The following is a 17,629-nucleotide window of genomic DNA, read 5'->3' on the forward strand; positions in this document are numbered from 1 at the left end:
AGCGATTGAAGTGGCATCCTTTTTGCTTTTCGCAAAAAGATACAATATTTCGACTGCGCTCAATATAAACTTCAAGCGCGACCACACTTTTTTGTGTGGTAACGCCCAAATTATTTTTCTATGAAGCTTTATATTCTTTTACCGCATCTATAAATGCTTTTGCATTTTCTAACGGAATATTTGGTAAAATACCATGACCAAGGTTTACAACTAATCTGTCTTTACCAAACTCATTAATCATTTCATGCACCATTTTTTTGATGACTGCCGGAGGAGAAAATAATCTTGTAGGATCGAAATTACCTTGTAACGTAATTTTTCCTCCTGATAAATAACGAGCATTTCTAGCAGAACATGTCCAATCTACACCCAACGCAGCAGCGCCCGATTTAGACATTTCATTTAACGCAAACCAACAACCTTTACCAAAAGCAATTACCGGAGTACTCTCTTTTAAAGCATCGATTATTTGCTGCATATATTGCCAAGAAAATTCTTGATAATCTACCGGAGACAACATTCCTCCCCAAGAATCAAAAACCTGAACAGCATCTACTCCTGCTTCAACTTTTGCTTTTAAGTATGCAATGGTTGTATCTGTAATTTTTTGCAATAAAGAATGTGCTACCACAGGGTTTGTAAAACATAATTCTTTTGCTTTATCGAAGTTTTTAGAACCTTGTCCTTGAACACAATAACAAAGAATTGTCCAAGGTGAACCTGCAAAACCAATTAATGGCACTTCATCATTTAGCTTTTCTTTGGTTGCTTTAATAGCTTCCATTACGTAGCCTAAAGTATCTTGAATATCTGGAACAATTACTGAATCTAAATCTTTTTGAGTACGAATAGGATTTGGTAAATAAGGTCCGAAATCTGGTTTCATTTCCACATGAATATTCATTGCTTGTGGAATTACCAAAATATCTGAAAACAAAATTGCAGCGTCCATTCCGAATCTACGAATTGGTTGCACCGTTATTTCTGATGCTAACTCTGGAGTTTGACAACGTGTAAAGAAATCATACTTTTTCTTGATTTCTTGAAATTCTGGTAAATATCTTCCTGCCTGACGCATCATCCAAACGGGCGGACGGTCTACAGTTTCTCCTTTTAAGGCTCTTAAAAATAAATCGTTTTTTATCATTATGTAGCTTTTTGCTATTCGCTATTCGCTTTTAGCTTTTGGCTTTGGCTTTTAGCTATTTTTGATTGTGTTAAACGCCATTGTGAATGTAATGAAGCAATCTAGAGTTATAAACAACAGATTAATTCGACTTTCTTCTTGGTAATGACGGTTTTTTTATTTCATTTTAGATACAGCTAACATTCCTGCATCAATTGCTTTACTAATTTTTTTAATATCCTTGTCTGATAAAGCTGATGATAAAAACCATGCTTCAAACTGACTTGGCGGTAAGAAAACTCCGTTTTTGATCATTTCCCAAAAGAAAACAGCAAATTGATCTGTATGAGATAATTGTGCCTCTACAAAGTTAGTCACCTCGCTATTTACAAAGAAAGGGCTTAACATAGAACCAAACCTATTTACTGTTAAAGGAACATTGTACTTTTTAGCTGTTTCTAATAAAATTACTTCTAGTATACTACCAATTTCTTCAAATTGTTTATATGGATTTTGCTTTTTTAACTCTGTTAAAGTTGCAATTCCGCCTGCCATTGCAATTGGATTTCCAGACAAAGTTCCTGCCTGATACATTCCGCCTAAAGGTGCAACTTCTTGCATAATTTCTTCTCTTGCTCCATATGCTCCTACAGGGAAACCTCCACCGATAACTTTACCTAAACAGGTAATATCTGCTTCTACACCCAATAATTCTTGCGCTCCACCAAATTTAGAACGGAAACCTGTCATTACCTCATCAACAATTAATAATGCTCCTTTAGATTCTAAGTATTTTTTTAATTCTACTAAGAAATTATCTTCAGGAACCACAACACCCATATTGCCCGCAATTGGTTCAATAATTACACCGGCAATATTATCGTCATTTTCAAAGTGTTTTTTTACACTATCTAAATCATTATAATTAGAAATTAAGGTGTTTTTTACAGCGCCTTCTGGCACTCCTTTAGAGCCAGGTAAACTTAAAGTAATTAAACCAGAACCTGCCGCAACCAATAAAGCATCTTGATGCCCATGATAACAACCTGCAAATTTTATAATTTTATCTTTTCCGGTAAATGCTCTTGCCAAACGGATTCCGCTTAAAACAGCTTCGGTACCAGAATTTACAAAACGAACCTTATCCATTCCTGGAAAAGCATCACAAACTATTTTTGCTAATTTGATTTCGTTTTCTGTTGATGCTCCAAAAGAATATCCTTTTTTCAAAGCTTTTTCAACTGCTTTTTGCACTTTCTTATGTCTGTGACCTAAAATCATTGGTCCGTAAGAAAGTACTAAATCTACATATTTATTACCATCTACATCTGTGATTTTACTCCCTTTTGCTTTTTTAATAAACAACGGATTACCACCTACAGATGAAAATGCTCTTACTGGAGAATTTACCGCTCCAACAAGATGTTTTAATCCTTTATTATATAATTTCTCTGATTTCTTGAATTCCATGTTTTTTGGCTTTTGGCTTTTGGCTTTTGGCTTTTGGCTTTTGGCTTTTGGCTATTCGCAAAATGCTAACAGCTAAAACCGAAAGGCTATTTTTTTAATAATACTCTCGCTGCTTCTTTTGCAAAATACGTAATAATAATGTCTGCTCCTGCTCTTTTCATAGACAGTAAACTTTCCATCATTACTCTTTCGCCATCAATCCAACCTTTTTCTGCAGCAGCTTTTACCATTGCATATTCTCCACTTACATTATAACATGCTATCGGACGATCGAAACTGTTTTTTAAATCTCTAATGATGTCTAAGTATGATAATGCAGGTTTCACCATTAAAATATCAGCTCCTTCTTGATCATCAAAAGTAGCTTCTCGCATTCCTTCATCTCTGTTAGATGGATCCATTTGATAGGTTCTTCTATCTCCAAAAGTAGGTGCAGAATCTGCTGCATCTCTAAAAGGTCCGTAAAAAGCAGATGCATATTTTACAGAATATGCCATAATTGGTAAGTTTACAAAACCTGTATTGTCTAAAGACTGACGAATCATATCAATCGTTCCATCCATCATACCAGATGGTGCAACCATATCTACACCTGCTTTTGCATGCGAAATAACTTGTTTGGCAATATTGACTAACGTAGCATCATTGTCTACATCATTATCATGTATAATTCCACAATGACCGTGAGAAGTATATTCGCAAAAACAAACATCTGTAATTACATATAAGCTTGGGTAATTTTTCTTGATAAAACGAATTGCTTGTTGCATAATTCCGTTATCATTCCAAGTTTCAGTTCCTTCATCATCTTTTGTAGATGGAATTCCGAATAACAAAACAGCAGGAATATTTAATTCAACTACTTCGTCTAATTCTTTAGAAATCCGATCTAAAGAAAAACGTTTGATTCCTGGCATAGAAACAATTTCTGTTTCTATATTTTCTCCTTCTTCAATAAAAAGTGGATAGATAAAATCATCTACAGATAATTTAGTTTCTCTAACTAATCTTCTAATTCCTTCTGATTTTCTTAATCTTCTTGTACGAAACATTCCTCTATTTTTTCTCCTTCAAGATTTCAAAAAACCTTTCAGGATGTTTGTAAACTTGTTATTGGCGTTAAGAGTTTCCTCCGTTCTAATATCTTCGGATATTCTTAACCTTTTTTCTTTTTCGAAAAAAGATACAATGAAAGCCTGTTAAAACGTCCAAATAATTATCTTGAGTAATACAAATTCACCAATTCTAGAACACTATCTACACTAGGTAAGTTTGCAACTTCAACTTTATCAAAATATTTTCTAGCTTCTTTTGCTGTTGTTTCTCCAATACAGAACGCAACCCTATCCTGATTATTTTCTTCTAAATAACTTTCTATACCAGACGGACTATAAAATAAAACGCCAGAAACTTCATCATCTATTTTTTCTGAACTTAACATCGTTTTATAAACCTCAACTTCATTTACAGTAATATCACGTGCTTGTAAAGAAGCTGGTAAAACATCTAATCTTACATTACTACAAAAATAAGTTACATTTTTAGTTTCTAATTCAGCCGCTAAATATTCTGCCAATTTCTGAGCATTTTTAGCAGCATGAGCAACTTTACCAATTCTATTTTCAATTAGTTTTTTTGTTCTTCTACCAACACAATAGATATTCTTAAAATTCATTTCATCTCTTGTGAAAGAATTTAAAAGCGCTTCTACTCCATTCTGACTCGTGATAACAACGTTTTCAATTTCGTTTTTCATCACCTTTGGTGGAATTCTATTAAAACGAATTTTAATAAAATCGCTGTCTTTTATACCAATTGTATCCGATAAAATTTCTTTCTGTAGTTCCGATAATTTTTTAGTAGAATAGATATTTTGTAATGGTGCAACAGCTTCTTCGGCATCTTCTGCCATTAACTCTTTTCCACCTTTATTAATTACATAATCAGCACAATCTTTAGCCAAATAACGATGGCTTCCTAATTTTGCATTTTTAGTAACCGTAATTTTTTTAGTACCGTCTTTTTTTAATAAAACACCTTTAAAAACAACCTCTTCAGTTCTTGCATCTACATAAGCCAAAGCGCCTATTGGTGCAGAACAACCTCCTTCTAAAAGTTTTAAAAACTCTCTTTCTACTCCAACACAAACCTTGGTTTCGTAGTGGTTTAATTGCTCACAAGCATCTTTTACAAAATCGTCTTTTTCTAAACAAGCAACCATAATTGCTCCTTGTGCGGGTGCAGGAATCATCCATGTTAACGGAATTGCTTCTGCATCTCTTAAGCCTAATCTTTCTAATCCTGCGGCAGCAAAAATGGCTCCGTTCCAAGTTTCACTATTCTCTAATTTTTCTAAACGAGTATTTACATTTCCACGTAAATCTTCTACTTTATGCGTTGGATAACGGTCTAACCACATTGCTTTTCTACGTAGACTTCCTGTTGCAATAACGCCATTTGGTTGCCCAAAAAACTCTTCGTTATCTTTTAAAACCAACAAATCTATATAATCTGCACGTTTTAAAACAGCAGCTTGTATAATTCCTTCAGGTAAAACAGTAGGAACATCTTTTAAAGAATGTACAGCAATATCAATATCACCATTTAACATGGCAACATCTAAATTTTTAGTAAAAACACCGGTAATACCTAATTCATATAAAGGTTTGTCTAAAACAATATCCCCCAAAGATTTTATTGGTACTAACTCTGACTCATAGCCTAATTCCGTTAATTCTTTACGTACTTTATTAGCTTGCCAAAGAGCCAATTGGCTATCGCGAGTTCCTATTCTTATTATTTTCTGCATGGAGTTTTTTATTAAGATTTAAAAACCTTATTAATTACTTGGAGGCTTTGCGAAACAGATGTTTCTTCATCTTTTAAATGTTTCACAAATTGGGTAGTTATTTTTTGAATAAAACGTGACGTTAAAATTTCGGCTTGATTTTCATCAAAACCTGCAATTTTTTTCTTCTGAAAATTAATTTCGTCGCTTGTAATATTTTCTAATGATTTCTTTAAAGCAGCAATGGCAGGTGTAAATCTTCTATGATTTAACCATTCATTAAACTCTGCTTTATGCGTTTCTATAATTGCTTCTGCATACGGCACTTCTTGTTGACGAACCGCTAAAGTTTCATCTGTAATTTTAGAAAGCTCATCTACATTTACTAAAGAAATACCTTCTAAATACGTAACTTCTTTTGCTACATTTTCTGGCATTGATAAATCTAAAATAAGTAACTCTTTATTTTTAGAAATGTGTTCTTTGGTAATCGTAGGCTTATCTGCACCGGTAGAAACAATTAAAACATCTGCTTTTTCTATTTCTTCTGATAAATTCTCTATCAAAGACTTTCTAATAGCCGCATGTTCTTTTACAAATTCAGCAGCTTTTTCTTCAGTTCTATTGATTAAACAAATTTGTTTATTTTTAGTATATTCTGCTAAATTTTTACACGTATGTTTCCCCATTTTACCCAAACCAAAAACTAAAATATTTTTAGAATTATAATCGGGTAAATTTTTAATGATATACTGCACAGCCGCATAAGAAACAGAAGTAGTACCAGAACTTAATCTTGTTTCGTTCTTTACGCGTTTACTTGCCTGTAAAACACTATTTATTAATCTTTCTATGTATGCGTTTGTTGTATTGTTTTTTTGAGCTAATTTAAAAGATTGCCTTAATTGACCTACAATTTCGTAGTCTCCCAAAATCTGACTTTCTAATCCGGTACCAATTCTAAATAATTGCTGTATGGCTTCTTGGTTTTTATAAACATTAGAAACTTTTGCAAATTCTTGAATGGTTCCTTCAGAAAATTCACACAATAATTCTATTAATTGACAAGGTCTTTCTGCAAAACCACTAATCTCGGTTCTATTACAAGTAGATATAATAAAGATCCCTTTATAGCCTCTCTCTTTAGAAAGTTGTAACAACGAGGTTTGATTTTCTTTGGATAAAGAAAATTTTCCGCGCGTTTTAGCATCCGCCTTTTTGTAACTAACGCCAATATTATAAAAGTGCTCTTGCCTGTGCTCTTGCATATAATTCTTAAAGTTGGACAAAAGTATAAACTTCAATTAGAAAAAAATGTCGCTTAAAGGACTTTTTATAACGTTATATGTTTTTTACTTCATTTTTATTTATAAAACATCTGAAAAGCATTACTTTTGCTAAAGAATTGAGTTTTTGCTTATTTTTATATAGAATCATTCTAAATAAAATAATTGAAACTAAAAAGATAACTTATGTTCAAAAATGTCGGAGAAAGTACTTTTGAAGAAATTACTTTAGAAAAAGGTTTTTATGTGCTTCATTTTCAGAACGAAAGTAATAAAATTGAAAGTTTTGAACGCAAAATTAATAACGCTTTTATACAGATTCATTTTTGTTTAAGAGGAAAATCTAAATTTTTATTTAATAATGGCACGTATTCGTTTGATGTATTAGACAATAGAGCCATTTTATTATACAATCCGCAAGGTGTTTTACCTATCAACTTAGAAATTCAACCTAAAACCACCTTGGTTTCACTATTAATTTCTATTGAAAAATTTCACGCTTTATTCTCTAAAGAATCCGGTTACATTCCTTTTTTAAGTGATGAGAATAGTAACAAAAAATATTATGATGATACAGAAATAAAACATTCTGTATCAATTGTACTACAACAAATTATCAATTCTAAAACAAACAGTTCTATTAGAGACTTGTATGTTAGAGGAAAAGTATATGAACTATTAAGTCTTCATTTTCAAAAAGAAGAAAATCCTGAAGGTGAATTTTGTCCCTTTTTAGTTGATGAACAAAACGTCTTAAAAATTAGAAACGCCAAAGAAATTATTATTGCTAGAATGGCAGAACCACCAAGTTTACAAGAATTAGCAAACGAAATTGGTTTAAATATTAAAAAATTAAAAGAAGGGTTTAAACAAATTTATGGAGATACGGTTTATAGTTTTCTGCTAGATTATAAAATGGAATATGCTAGAAAATTATTAGAAAGCAATCAATTTAATGTAAATGAAGTTGGTGTAAAAGTAGGTTACAGTACATCGAGTCATTTTATTGCGGCTTTTAAAAAGAAATTTGGCACAACCCCAAAGAAACATACACAAAGTATAAACCAATCCTAACCTTAGCCCATCTTAAACTTCCTAAAGGGAAGAAACTGTTAAGGAAATAGAATGGTAAAAAGAGCACTAAAAGTATTTTTAATTTTAGTTTGAAGAAAATTTATAATAAAAGAAGAAGTAATTAAGTATGAGTTTTCCCCTGAGGAAAATAAAAGAAGCTAATGGAACAACTAACACATTACGACATAGAAAACAATCAAAAGCAATTTCCTATAACAATTGTTTGCGATGCAATTAGAACCCCAGAAAACATAGGAATGTGTTTTCGAATTTCTGAAAGTTTTGGTGTACAAAAAATTTATTTTCATGAGAACTCACCTTCTACAGAAAACAGAATTGTAAAAAAGACGGCAAGAAATACGGTAAATCAAATAGAACATGAAGTTTACAACGATTTTGACAAACTTATAACTGATTTAAAACAAGACGGAAATACCATTATTGGAATAGAAATTACTGATAAAAGTATCGATATTCAAGATTTTAATTTTAAAAATTCTGAAAAAATCGTTTTACTTTTGGGAAGTGAAAGAAATGGTATTGAAAACATTAATTTAGTGGATGCAACGGTAGCAATACCTATGTATGGAAGAAATTCTAGCATGAATGTTATACATAGTTTGGCAATTACGCTGTATGAAGTAACCAATCAGTTGGCAGTAAGCAGTAAGCAGTAAGCAGTAAGCAAAAAAATGAAATTAGATAGAACTGGCATCGTTTTATATACGATTAATTATAAATCTTGTATAAATTTTTATGAGAACATCTTAAATTTGCAAAAAATGTTTGAAGGTGAAAATTTGACTTGTTTTGAGTTTGGAAATGCTTATCTAATGATAGAGTTAGATGATGAATACAAAGGCATTGAAACAAAAAATGAAAGATTTAAAACATGTTTAAGATTAAATGTATCTAACGTAAAAGAGGTTGCAGATAATTTAATTTTAAATAATATAAAAGTAGATTATAAAGAACATTCTTGGGGAACCATAGCCAAATTTCAAGATCCGGATGGGAATTTATGTGCTTTTAAGGATAGCGAAAAATTTGAAAAACAAATTACTGAATACACATTAACAAAACCATAAATTCTGAAACCAATTCAGAATAACAAAAAATAATTAAATTAACAAAAGTCCATTTTTTCAACCTTAAAAACTTTGAAACTTTGAAACTTTGAAACTTTTTTAAATGAAAGGAATATTACTAAACAATTTAGGATCTCCAGATTCTACAGACACCAAAGATGTAAAAAAATATTTAGGTGAATTTTTAATGGATGAACGTGTAATTGACATTCCGTATTGGAAACGTTGGCTACTTATAAACGGAATCATCTTAAATACACGTCCTAAAAAGTCTGGTGCCGCTTACAAAAAAATTTGGTGGAAAGAAGGTTCTCCCCTAGTTGTAATATCTCAAAGATTTACAGATAAACTTGTAAAAAAGGTAGACTTACCTGTTGCTTTAGCAATGCGTTACGGTTCTATGACTATGGAAAACGGAATAAAAGAATTGGTAGATAAAGGTGTTACAGAAATATTTTTAGCGCCCTTATATCCGCATTACGCAATGTCATCTTACGAGACTGTAGTTGTAAAAGCAGAACAAATTATCGCTAAGAAATATCCACAAGTAAAATTAGACGTTTTACCAGCATTTTATAACGAGCCAGATTATATAAAAGCAATGAGTAACAACATTGCCAATCATTTAAAAGGGTTTGATTATGATCATATTTTATTCTCATATCATGGTATTCCAGAGCGTCATATTCTAAAATCTGATGTTACTAAAAACCACTGTAAAATAGACGGTTCTTGTTGCGAGCGTAATTCTGTAGCACACCATACCTGTTACAGACATCAATGTTTTGAAACCACTAAAGAAATTGCTAAAACCTTAAACTTAAAAGAAGGAACGTATAGCAATTCTTTTCAATCTCGTTTATTAAAAGATCCTTGGTTAAAACCTTATACAGATTTCGAATTAGAGAAATTCCCATCCGAAGGTAAAAAGAAACTTGCCGTAATTACCCCTGCATTTGTAGCCGATTGTTTAGAAACGCTAGAGGAAATTGCCATGGAAGGAAAAGATGAATTCTTAAAATTTGGAGGTACAGATTACAAACACATCCCTTGTATGAATGATAATGATGATTGGGTAGATGTGATGGTAAAATGGATTAACAACTGGAAAGATAAGTAAACAGTTTTCAGTTGCAGTTTATAGTCGTCAACTGAAATTTATCAAAATTATTAGAAGCTATTTCCTGCTTTCCATTGTATCTTTTTTTAAGAAAAATAAAAAAAGGATGGCATTTCAATCAGGGCTAAACATATTTGCAGACTAAAAGCATCAATTAAAACTAAATACATTTTATGGACTTTCTATACGTAAAAGCATTACATATTATTTTTGTAGTAACTTGGTTTGCTGGCTTATTTTACATTATTCGCTTATTCATCTATCATATAGAAGCAGAGAAAAAACCAGAACCTGCAAAAGAAATTTTACAAACTCAATACAAATTAATGAGTAAAAGATTGTGGTACATGATTACGTGGCCTTCCGCAATTTTAGCAAGTGTTTTTGCTTTTTGGATGTTGTATCAAAATCCGTATTTCTTAAAAATGCCTTGGATGCATGTAAAATTAGCATTTGTTTTAGCGCTATACTTTTACCATTATTCTTGTCAGAGAATTTACAAGCAATTACAAAATGATGTAATAAAATATACTGCTTTTCAACTTAGAATATGGAACGAGGTTGCAACCATTATCCTATTTGCAGTAGTATTTTTAGTTACACTACAATCTGCCATTAATTGGATATGGGGCGTTGTAGGAATCATCCTTTTTGGAGTATTATTAATGTTAGGAATTAGACTCTACAAAAAAATTAGAGCCAAAAAATCTTGGGAAAAAGCTGAGAGAGAGGTTTTGGAAGATAAAAAGTAAGCAGTCTTCAGTTAGCAGTCTCAGTTCAACACTGTTGACTGCATACTGCCAACTGAATACTAATATTTAACTTCTTATACTCTGTTCAAACGGAATTCTATTTACAATAGATCTACCTAAAGTAACCTCATCTGCATACTCTAATTCGTCACCCACAGAAATTCCACGAGCAATTGTAGAAGTTGTAATTTCAAATTTTTCTATTTGTTTAAAAATATAGAAGTTGGTCGTATCTCCTTCCATCGTAGAACTTAACGCAAAAATCAATTCTTTTACTTCGCCACTTTCTACTTTTCTAATTAAACTTTCTATTTGTAAATTCTGAGGACCAATACCTTCAATCGGAGAAATTTTACCTCCTAAAACATGGTACAATCCATTAAATTGAGACGTACTTTCTATAGCCATTACATCTCTAATATCTTCTACCACACAAACAATTTCTGGATTTCTTTTTACGTTATTGCAAATATCACACAATTCCGTATCCGAAATATTATGACATTTTTCACAAGTTTTTACATCATTTCTTAAGTGTAACAATGCCTCAGATAAAAACTTAGTATTATCAGAAGGTTGTTTTAATAAATGCAATACCAAACGCAATGCTGTTCTCTTACCAATTCCTGGTAAACGAGACACCTCATTTACTGCATTTTCTAAAAGTTTTGATGAAAAATCCATAGCTTGCAAAATTACGAATTATCAATTATCAATTACGAAATAATACATTAAAAATTTAAAAAAGTATATCTTCGTATTTGTTAAATCGTAATTCGTAATTTACCAAATGCAACCACTTTATATACTCCTTTTAATAGTCGCTTATTTTACTGTTTTAATAGGCATTTCTTACATCACCGGAAAATCTGCCGACAATAAAACCTTTTTTAAAGCAAACAATTCTTCACCGTGGTACTTAGTAGCTTTTGGTATGATTGGAGCTTCTCTTTCTGGAGTTACTTTTATTTCTGTTCCTGGTTGGATAGAAACCGACTCTATGAGCTATTTTCAAATGGTTTTAGGGTATGTTGTTGGATATGCAATTATTGGCTTGGTATTACTGCCACTCTATTACAAACTAAATTTAACCTCCATTTACACCTATTTACAAGATCGTTTTGGTAACTATTCTTACAAAACAGGTGCAAGTTTCTTTTTACTTTCTAGAATAGTAGGTGCTGCATTCAGACTTTTTTTAGTAGCAAATGTTTTACAAGCAATCTTGTTCGACGCCTATGGAGTTCCGTTTTGGGTAACCGTTTCCATCACCATTCTATTAATTTGGCTGTACACGTTTAAAGGAGGCATAAAAACAATTGTTTGGACAGATACTTTACAAACCTTATTTATGTTGATTGCTGTAGGTGTTTGTATTTACACCATTTCTAGCGAAATGAAAATTGACAACCTTTTTACCTACGTTGCCGATAGCGAATTGTCTAAAACATTCTTTTTTGAAGATGTAAAAGCCGGAAATTATTTCTGGAAACAATTTTTAGCTGGTGCTTTTATTGCTGTTGTTATGACTGGTTTAGACCAAGATATGATGCAAAAAAACCTAACCTGTAGAAACTTAAAAGACGCACAAAAAAACATGTTTTGGTTTACCATTGTGTTGGTAATCGTCAACTTTTTCTTTTTAGCATTGGGTGTTTTATTAACCGATTATGCCCAACAAAACGGAATAGATGCTCACAAAGACCAACTCTTCCCAATCATTGCAACGCAAGGAAATTTAGGTTTAGCTACTGCCCTTTTCTTCTTACTAGGTTTAATTGCTGCGGCCTATTCTAGTGCAGATTCTGCCTTAACCTCTTTAACCACTTCTTTTAGTATTGATATTTTAGAAATTGATAAAAAGAAAGATAAAAACGAACAAGAAAAAATTAGAAAGAAAATTCATATTATTTTCTCTTTGGTATTGATAGCTACGATCCTTGTTTTTAAATATTTTATTGCGGATGCAAGTGTTATTGCAAAAATATTCACATTTGCGGGTTATACATACGGACCTTTATTAGGTTTATATGCTTTTGGAATGTTTACAAAATTAAAAGTAAAAGATAAATTGGTACCTGCTATATGTTTAATTGCTCCGGTTCTTACTTATATGATTAGTTATTATTCGAAAGAAAAACTTGGTTTCGATTTTGGCTTTTTTGTATTGGTTTTAAACGGCTTTTTAACCTTTATTGGATTGTATTTAGCGAAGAAGTAATTAGGGTTTGTTTCTAAGCTTATTTTCGAATAACTTCGCTAAATTTTGATATTAAACATTAAAACGTTCGATATCAATTTAGTTATCGAATTCAATAAAAAACCACTTAAACCTTAAAAAAACAAGCATATATCATTTTATAAATGAATAACATGAAAAAATCAATTTCCATCATTGGCTCCGGACCTTCCGCCCTACTTTTAGCAGCTTTTTTAGATACTACAAAGTTTGAGGTTACTATTTATGAAAAAAATAAAACTGCGGGTAGAAAACTATTAGTTGCAGGAAAAGGAGGTTTTAACCTTACACATTCAGAATCCATTCTAGATTTTATTGAACGTTATACGCCTACCAATTTTTTAAAAGATGCTTTATTAAGTTTTACCAATGATGATTTTAGAAATTGGCTACAATCTATAGGAATCCCTACCTATATTGGTAGTAGTAAAAGGATTTATCCAGAAGAAGGCATAAAACCAATCACTGTTATCAATACTATTTTAAATCATTTAAAAGAAAAAGGAATCGTTTTTAAATATGAACATACTTTTTCGGGTTGGAATGCAGAAAATAATCTCATCATTAATAATGCAATTATTCCGTCTGATTATACCGTTTTTTCTTTAGGAGGCGCAAGTTGGAAAATTACAGGCTCTGATGGTAGCTGGTTAGAAACGTTTCAAGAAAAAGGTGTAAATACCGCTCCGTTTGAAGCTTCAAATTGTGCATTTAAAATTGATTGGAATCCAGATTTCATCACCCAAAACGAAGGAACTCCATTAAAAAATATAGCCATTACTTGTGCAGATAAAAAACAAAAAGGAGAAGTTGTAATTACTAAATTCGGATTGGAAGGAAATGCTATTTACGCTTTGAGTCCGCAAATTAGAGCGCAACTAAAAACCGAAGAAAAAGCAACAATTTACATCGATTTTAAACCCACTTTCACTTTAGAGCAGGTTACATCTAAAATGGTAAATTCAAACTTTAAAAATACTACACAAACTTTAAAAAAAGGATTAAAGTTAAGTAATTCTAAAATTGATTTACTTAAAATTTATCTTTCTAAAGAAGCTTATTTAGATTCAATTATTTTATCAACATATATTAAAAATTTCCCCTTAGAAATTACAGGTTTAGGAAAGTTAAACGCAGCTATTTCTAGTGTTGGCGGAATTGATTTAAATGCTATGGACACTCATTTTCAATTAGATAAAATTCCGAATCAATACTGTATTGGAGAAATGGTAAATTGGGATGCACCTACTGGAGGCTATTTAATACAAGCATGTGCAAGTTCTGGAGTTTATTTAGCAAAACATTTAAATGAAATTGATTAAAAAAGGGGGTTTTAGAATGTTTGTACTCTTAAAATAATCCCTATTTTTACTTAATAGAAATCAGAAGAATGTCAAAAGATTTAAGTAATTACAGAAAATCCTACGAAAAGCAAGAACTTTTAGAAAGCACTTGTCCAGATAACCCCATGGAGTTATTTCAAACTTGGTTTATCAATTCCGATAACTCTAATATGGTTGATGAAAGTAACGCTATGACCGTTTCATCAATTGGTTTAGATGGTTTCCCAAAAAGCAGAGTCGTTTTATTAAAGAAGTTTACTTGGGAAGGTTTTATCTTTTACACCAATTACAATTCAGAAAAAGGAAAAGCTATTGCCGCCAACAACAATATCTGTTTATCTTTCTTTTGGCCTGGGTTAGAACAACAAATTATTATTAAAGGAAACGCAGAAATCTTAGCAAAAAACTTATCTGATGGTTATTTCGAATCGAGACCAGACGGAAGTAAATTAGGTGCTTGGGCATCTAACCAAAGTGAGATTGTTTCTTCTAGAGAAGAATTAGATACACTTTTAAAAACTTTTGAAAAAAAGTTTGAGGGAGAAGAAATTGTTAGACCAAAGCATTGGGGTGGCTATTTAGTGAAACCTATTTCTATAGAATTTTGGCAAGGGAGACCCAATAGAATGCACGATAGAATAAGATATACGTTAGAAGAAGATTTTTCTTGGAAAAAAGAAAGATTAGCGCCATAAATTTTTATATTTACAACTCAACAATTAAAATTGAATGAAAACTTTATACATTGTTAGACATGCAAAATCTTCTTGGGAATACTCAGGAATAGAAGATATTGACAGGCCTCTAAAAAAACGCGGAATAAAAGACGCACATTTAATGTCTAAATTCTTAGCAAAAGAAATAAAAAGACCAGACGTTTTTGTATCTAGTAGTGCTAACAGAGCCTTACATACAGCTATTATTTTTTGCGAAAATTTCGAATTTCCTTTATCTAACCTACAAGTAAAAAGGCAGCTATATAGCTTTAGTGATGGTTATTTGGTAAAAACAGTCAATGCTTTAGATGATGGTTTTAATTCTGCTATTATTTTTAGTCATGATCATGGTATTAATACCTTTGTAAATAAGTTTGGTAACAAACCTATTTCTCACGTATCAACTTGTGGAGTTGTCGGCATTCAATTTGAAGATAAACATTGGAAAAACTTAAAAAAAGGGAAAACGTTTATGATAGAGTTCCCTAAAAACCATAAATAAAATAGTTTGTTAGAAATAAAAAAATATGGTGCTATAGATATTGGTTCAAATGCAATTAGATTGTTAATATCCAATGTTATAGTATCTGAAGACAAAGAGCCTCAGTTTAAAAAATCTTCTTTAGTACGTGTGCCAATTCGTTTAGGTGCAGATGCTTTTGTTGGTGGAATTATCAGTGAGAAAAACACAACCAGAATGATAAATGCTATGGAAGCATTTAAATTATTAATGGATGTAAATGGTGTAGAAAGATATAAAGCCTGTGCAACATCTGCTATGAGAGAAGCAGAAAACGGTAAAGAAGTTGTTGATAAAATTTTTAAAGAAACAGGAGTAAAAATTGATATTATTGGAGGTAAAGAAGAAGCCGCTATTATTTCATCTACAGATCTGAATCAATTAATAGAAGGAAGCAATTCTTACGTATATGTTGATGTTGGTGGTGGTAGTACAGAATTTACCATATTTTCTGAAGGTAAAATTATTACTTCAAAATCTTTTAAAATGGGTACAGTACGTTTGCTAAGCAACAAAAAAGCTGTAAACAAGGAGATTTTTGCCAATGTAGAAAAATGGATAAAGAAAAATACTAAAGATTTAAAAAAGGTATCCTTAATTGGTTCTGGAGGTAACATTAATAAGTTATTTAAAATGTCTGGACGTACAGAAGGAAAACCTATTTCTTATATTTATTTAAATGCTCAATATCAATTTTTAAAACAAATGACTTATGATGAACGTATTTCTGAGTTAAGTTTAAACCCAGATAGAGCTGATGTTATTATACCAGCAACCAAAATTTACTTGTCTGCTATGAAGTGGAGTGGTGCAAGAAAAATTTATGTTCCAAAAATTGGACTATCAGATGGTATTATTAAAAGCCTCTTTTACAATAAAATATAAATAGTTTTTATATTATTTTAAGATTTCTTTAACATATTTTGTATTTTTGTTATCAAATTATGTGACTTACTAAAAAAACAGGGGTCATACAAGAGAACTAAAAAATCAAAACAAGTTTATTATGAAAAAAATTTTACTAAGTGCTACGCTATTAATGTTTGGAGCAACAGCTTTTGCTCAAGACTTACCAACAAATCCAGAACCAGGAAAATGTTACGTACGTTGTAAAACTCCAGAAGTATGGAAAAACGAAGATGTAACTATTGAAATAGCTCCGGCTTACAAAAAAATTGTAACGCATCCTGCAGAATACAATACAGTAACCGAAAGAGTTTTAATTAAAGAAGCTGGAAAACGTTTAGCTATTGTTCCTGCAGTATGGGAAGACAAAACTGTTAGCTATAGAGCTAAAGAAGATGCAAATAAATTAAGAGTAATTAATGCAACATTTAATCCAGATTCTCAAACAATAGAGACTAAAGCAGCTTCTGCTAACTGGGAAATGAGTGAAAAAGCTCCTGATTGTGAATCTAGCGATCCTAACGATTGTAGATACTGGTGTTATAAACCAGTTCCTGCACAATATGTTACTATTCCTTTAACTACATTAGACAGAGACGCAAGTACAGTATCTGATAAAGTTCCTGGATATGATAAAACATATACTACTAAAGTAATGGTTAAAGGACCTACAACTTCATCTATTGAAATTCCTGCAGTTTATGGAAGTATCAATAAAACAGTTTTAGTTAAAGATGCATGGCAAGAAGAAGTTACTGTTGCTGCTAAATACAAAACTGTAACAAAAGAAATCTTAGTTAACAAAGGTGGATTAACAACTTGGAAAGTAGTTGAATGTTCATTAGTTAACAACACTATTTTACCTATTAACTGGAATTTAGGAAGCGCTACTTTAACTTCAGCTGCTAAAGGAATTATTGATACTAGATTATTACCTGTATTAAAAACTGGTGTATCTGTAGCTTTAGAGTCTCATACAGATTCAAGAGGAACAAAAGAAAGCAACCAAAATTTATCTGAAAGAAGAGCTCAAGCGGTTACAAACTATTTAATTTCTAAAGGTGTAAACCCAAGTAAATTAACTGGTAACGGTTTTGGAGAGTCTAAATTAACTAACAGATGTTCTGATGGAGTTTCTTGTACAGAAGCACAACACAGAGCTAACAGAAGAACTACTTTTAGAGTAGTAAATGAAAAATAA

17 protein-coding genes are annotated in these 17,629 nt (G+C 31.4%); 11 read left to right on the forward strand and 6 right to left on the reverse strand.

Annotated features, from left to right (window positions below; genetic code table 11):
- Positions 1 to 118 precede the first annotated feature (118 nt).
- The 5 genes from hemE to hemA form a co-directional block, all read right to left on the reverse strand.
- A complete protein-coding gene (hemE, locus tag JOP69_RS06885; RefSeq protein WP_203394575.1) occupies positions 119 to 1,147 on the reverse strand; it encodes a uroporphyrinogen decarboxylase in 1,029 nt (342 codons plus the stop codon).
- A 156-nt stretch (positions 1,148 to 1,303) separates the two neighbouring features.
- Positions 1,304 to 2,596 carry a glutamate-1-semialdehyde 2,1-aminomutase gene (gene hemL, locus JOP69_RS06890; protein ID WP_203394574.1) on the reverse strand — a complete coding sequence of 431 codons (1,293 nt, stop codon included), beginning with the start codon at positions 2,594 to 2,596 and terminating at the stop codon, positions 1,304 to 1,306.
- A gap of 86 nt (positions 2,597 to 2,682) precedes the next feature.
- Positions 2,683 to 3,648: a porphobilinogen synthase gene (gene hemB, locus JOP69_RS06895; RefSeq protein WP_203394573.1), complete on the reverse strand. Its 966-nt coding sequence runs from the start codon at positions 3,646 to 3,648 to the stop codon at positions 2,683 to 2,685.
- A 164-nt stretch (positions 3,649 to 3,812) separates the two neighbouring features.
- Positions 3,813 to 5,405, reverse strand: coding sequence for a hydroxymethylbilane synthase (gene hemC, locus JOP69_RS06900; RefSeq protein ID WP_203394572.1), 1,593 nt, complete (start codon positions 5,403 to 5,405; stop codon positions 3,813 to 3,815).
- Between the two features lie 11 nt (positions 5,406 to 5,416).
- A complete protein-coding gene (gene hemA / locus JOP69_RS06905; protein ID WP_203394571.1) occupies positions 5,417 to 6,652 on the reverse strand; it encodes a glutamyl-tRNA reductase in 1,236 nt (411 codons plus the stop codon).
- A gap of 204 nt (positions 6,653 to 6,856) precedes the next feature.
- Between hemA and JOP69_RS06910 the strand changes: the two genes are divergently transcribed.
- From JOP69_RS06910 to JOP69_RS06930, 5 genes are all read left to right on the forward strand, one after another.
- Positions 6,857 to 7,744 (forward strand): helix-turn-helix transcriptional regulator, encoded by an 888-nt coding sequence (locus tag JOP69_RS06910; protein WP_203394570.1) that lies wholly within the window; start codon positions 6,857 to 6,859, stop codon positions 7,742 to 7,744.
- Between the two features lie 161 nt (positions 7,745 to 7,905).
- Positions 7,906 to 8,421, forward strand: coding sequence for a TrmH family RNA methyltransferase (locus tag JOP69_RS06915; RefSeq protein ID WP_203394569.1), 516 nt, complete (start codon positions 7,906 to 7,908; stop codon positions 8,419 to 8,421).
- A 15-nt stretch (positions 8,422 to 8,436) separates the two neighbouring features.
- Complete coding sequence (locus JOP69_RS06920; protein ID WP_203394568.1) at positions 8,437 to 8,832, forward strand: VOC family protein; 396 nt, start codon at positions 8,437 to 8,439, stop codon at positions 8,830 to 8,832.
- 103 nt (positions 8,833 to 8,935) lie between these two features.
- The gene (hemH, locus tag JOP69_RS06925; protein WP_203394567.1) at positions 8,936 to 9,952 is read left to right on the forward strand and encodes a ferrochelatase; all 1,017 of its coding nucleotides are present in this window, start codon (positions 8,936 to 8,938) and stop codon (positions 9,950 to 9,952) included.
- 173 nt (positions 9,953 to 10,125) lie between these two features.
- Positions 10,126 to 10,704 carry a CopD family protein gene (locus tag JOP69_RS06930; RefSeq protein ID WP_203394566.1) on the forward strand — a complete coding sequence of 193 codons (579 nt, stop codon included), beginning with the start codon at positions 10,126 to 10,128 and terminating at the stop codon, positions 10,702 to 10,704.
- A 66-nt stretch (positions 10,705 to 10,770) separates the two neighbouring features.
- Here the strand turns inward: JOP69_RS06930 and recR are convergent, their stop codons facing one another.
- Positions 10,771 to 11,388, reverse strand: a complete 618-nt coding sequence (gene recR, locus JOP69_RS06935; protein WP_203394565.1) for a recombination mediator RecR — start codon at positions 11,386 to 11,388, stop codon at positions 10,771 to 10,773.
- 106 nt (positions 11,389 to 11,494) lie between these two features.
- Between recR and JOP69_RS06940 the strand changes: the two genes are divergently transcribed.
- From JOP69_RS06940 to JOP69_RS06965, 6 genes are all read left to right on the forward strand, one after another.
- Positions 11,495 to 12,925 (forward strand): sodium:solute symporter, encoded by a 1,431-nt coding sequence (locus tag JOP69_RS06940; protein WP_203394564.1) that lies wholly within the window; start codon positions 11,495 to 11,497, stop codon positions 12,923 to 12,925.
- A gap of 152 nt (positions 12,926 to 13,077) precedes the next feature.
- Positions 13,078 to 14,265, forward strand: coding sequence for an NAD(P)-dependent oxidoreductase (locus JOP69_RS06945; RefSeq protein WP_203394563.1), 1,188 nt, complete (start codon positions 13,078 to 13,080; stop codon positions 14,263 to 14,265).
- A 68-nt stretch (positions 14,266 to 14,333) separates the two neighbouring features.
- Entirely contained in the window at positions 14,334 to 14,981 is a 648-nt protein-coding gene (gene pdxH, locus JOP69_RS06950) for a pyridoxamine 5'-phosphate oxidase (RefSeq protein WP_203394562.1), read from the forward strand.
- Positions 14,982 to 15,015: 34 nt separating this feature from the next.
- A complete protein-coding gene (locus JOP69_RS06955; protein ID WP_203394561.1) occupies positions 15,016 to 15,504 on the forward strand; it encodes a histidine phosphatase family protein in 489 nt (162 codons plus the stop codon).
- Between the two features lie 6 nt (positions 15,505 to 15,510).
- Positions 15,511 to 16,407 carry a Ppx/GppA phosphatase family protein gene (locus JOP69_RS06960; RefSeq protein ID WP_203394560.1) on the forward strand — a complete coding sequence of 299 codons (897 nt, stop codon included), beginning with the start codon at positions 15,511 to 15,513 and terminating at the stop codon, positions 16,405 to 16,407.
- Positions 16,408 to 16,528: 121 nt separating this feature from the next.
- Complete coding sequence (locus tag JOP69_RS06965; RefSeq protein WP_203394559.1) at positions 16,529 to 17,629, forward strand: OmpA family protein; 1,101 nt, start codon at positions 16,529 to 16,531, stop codon at positions 17,627 to 17,629.

It is taken from the genome of Polaribacter sp. Q13, from assembly GCF_016858305.2.
Classification (GTDB): Bacteria; Bacteroidota; Bacteroidia; order Flavobacteriales; family Flavobacteriaceae; genus Polaribacter.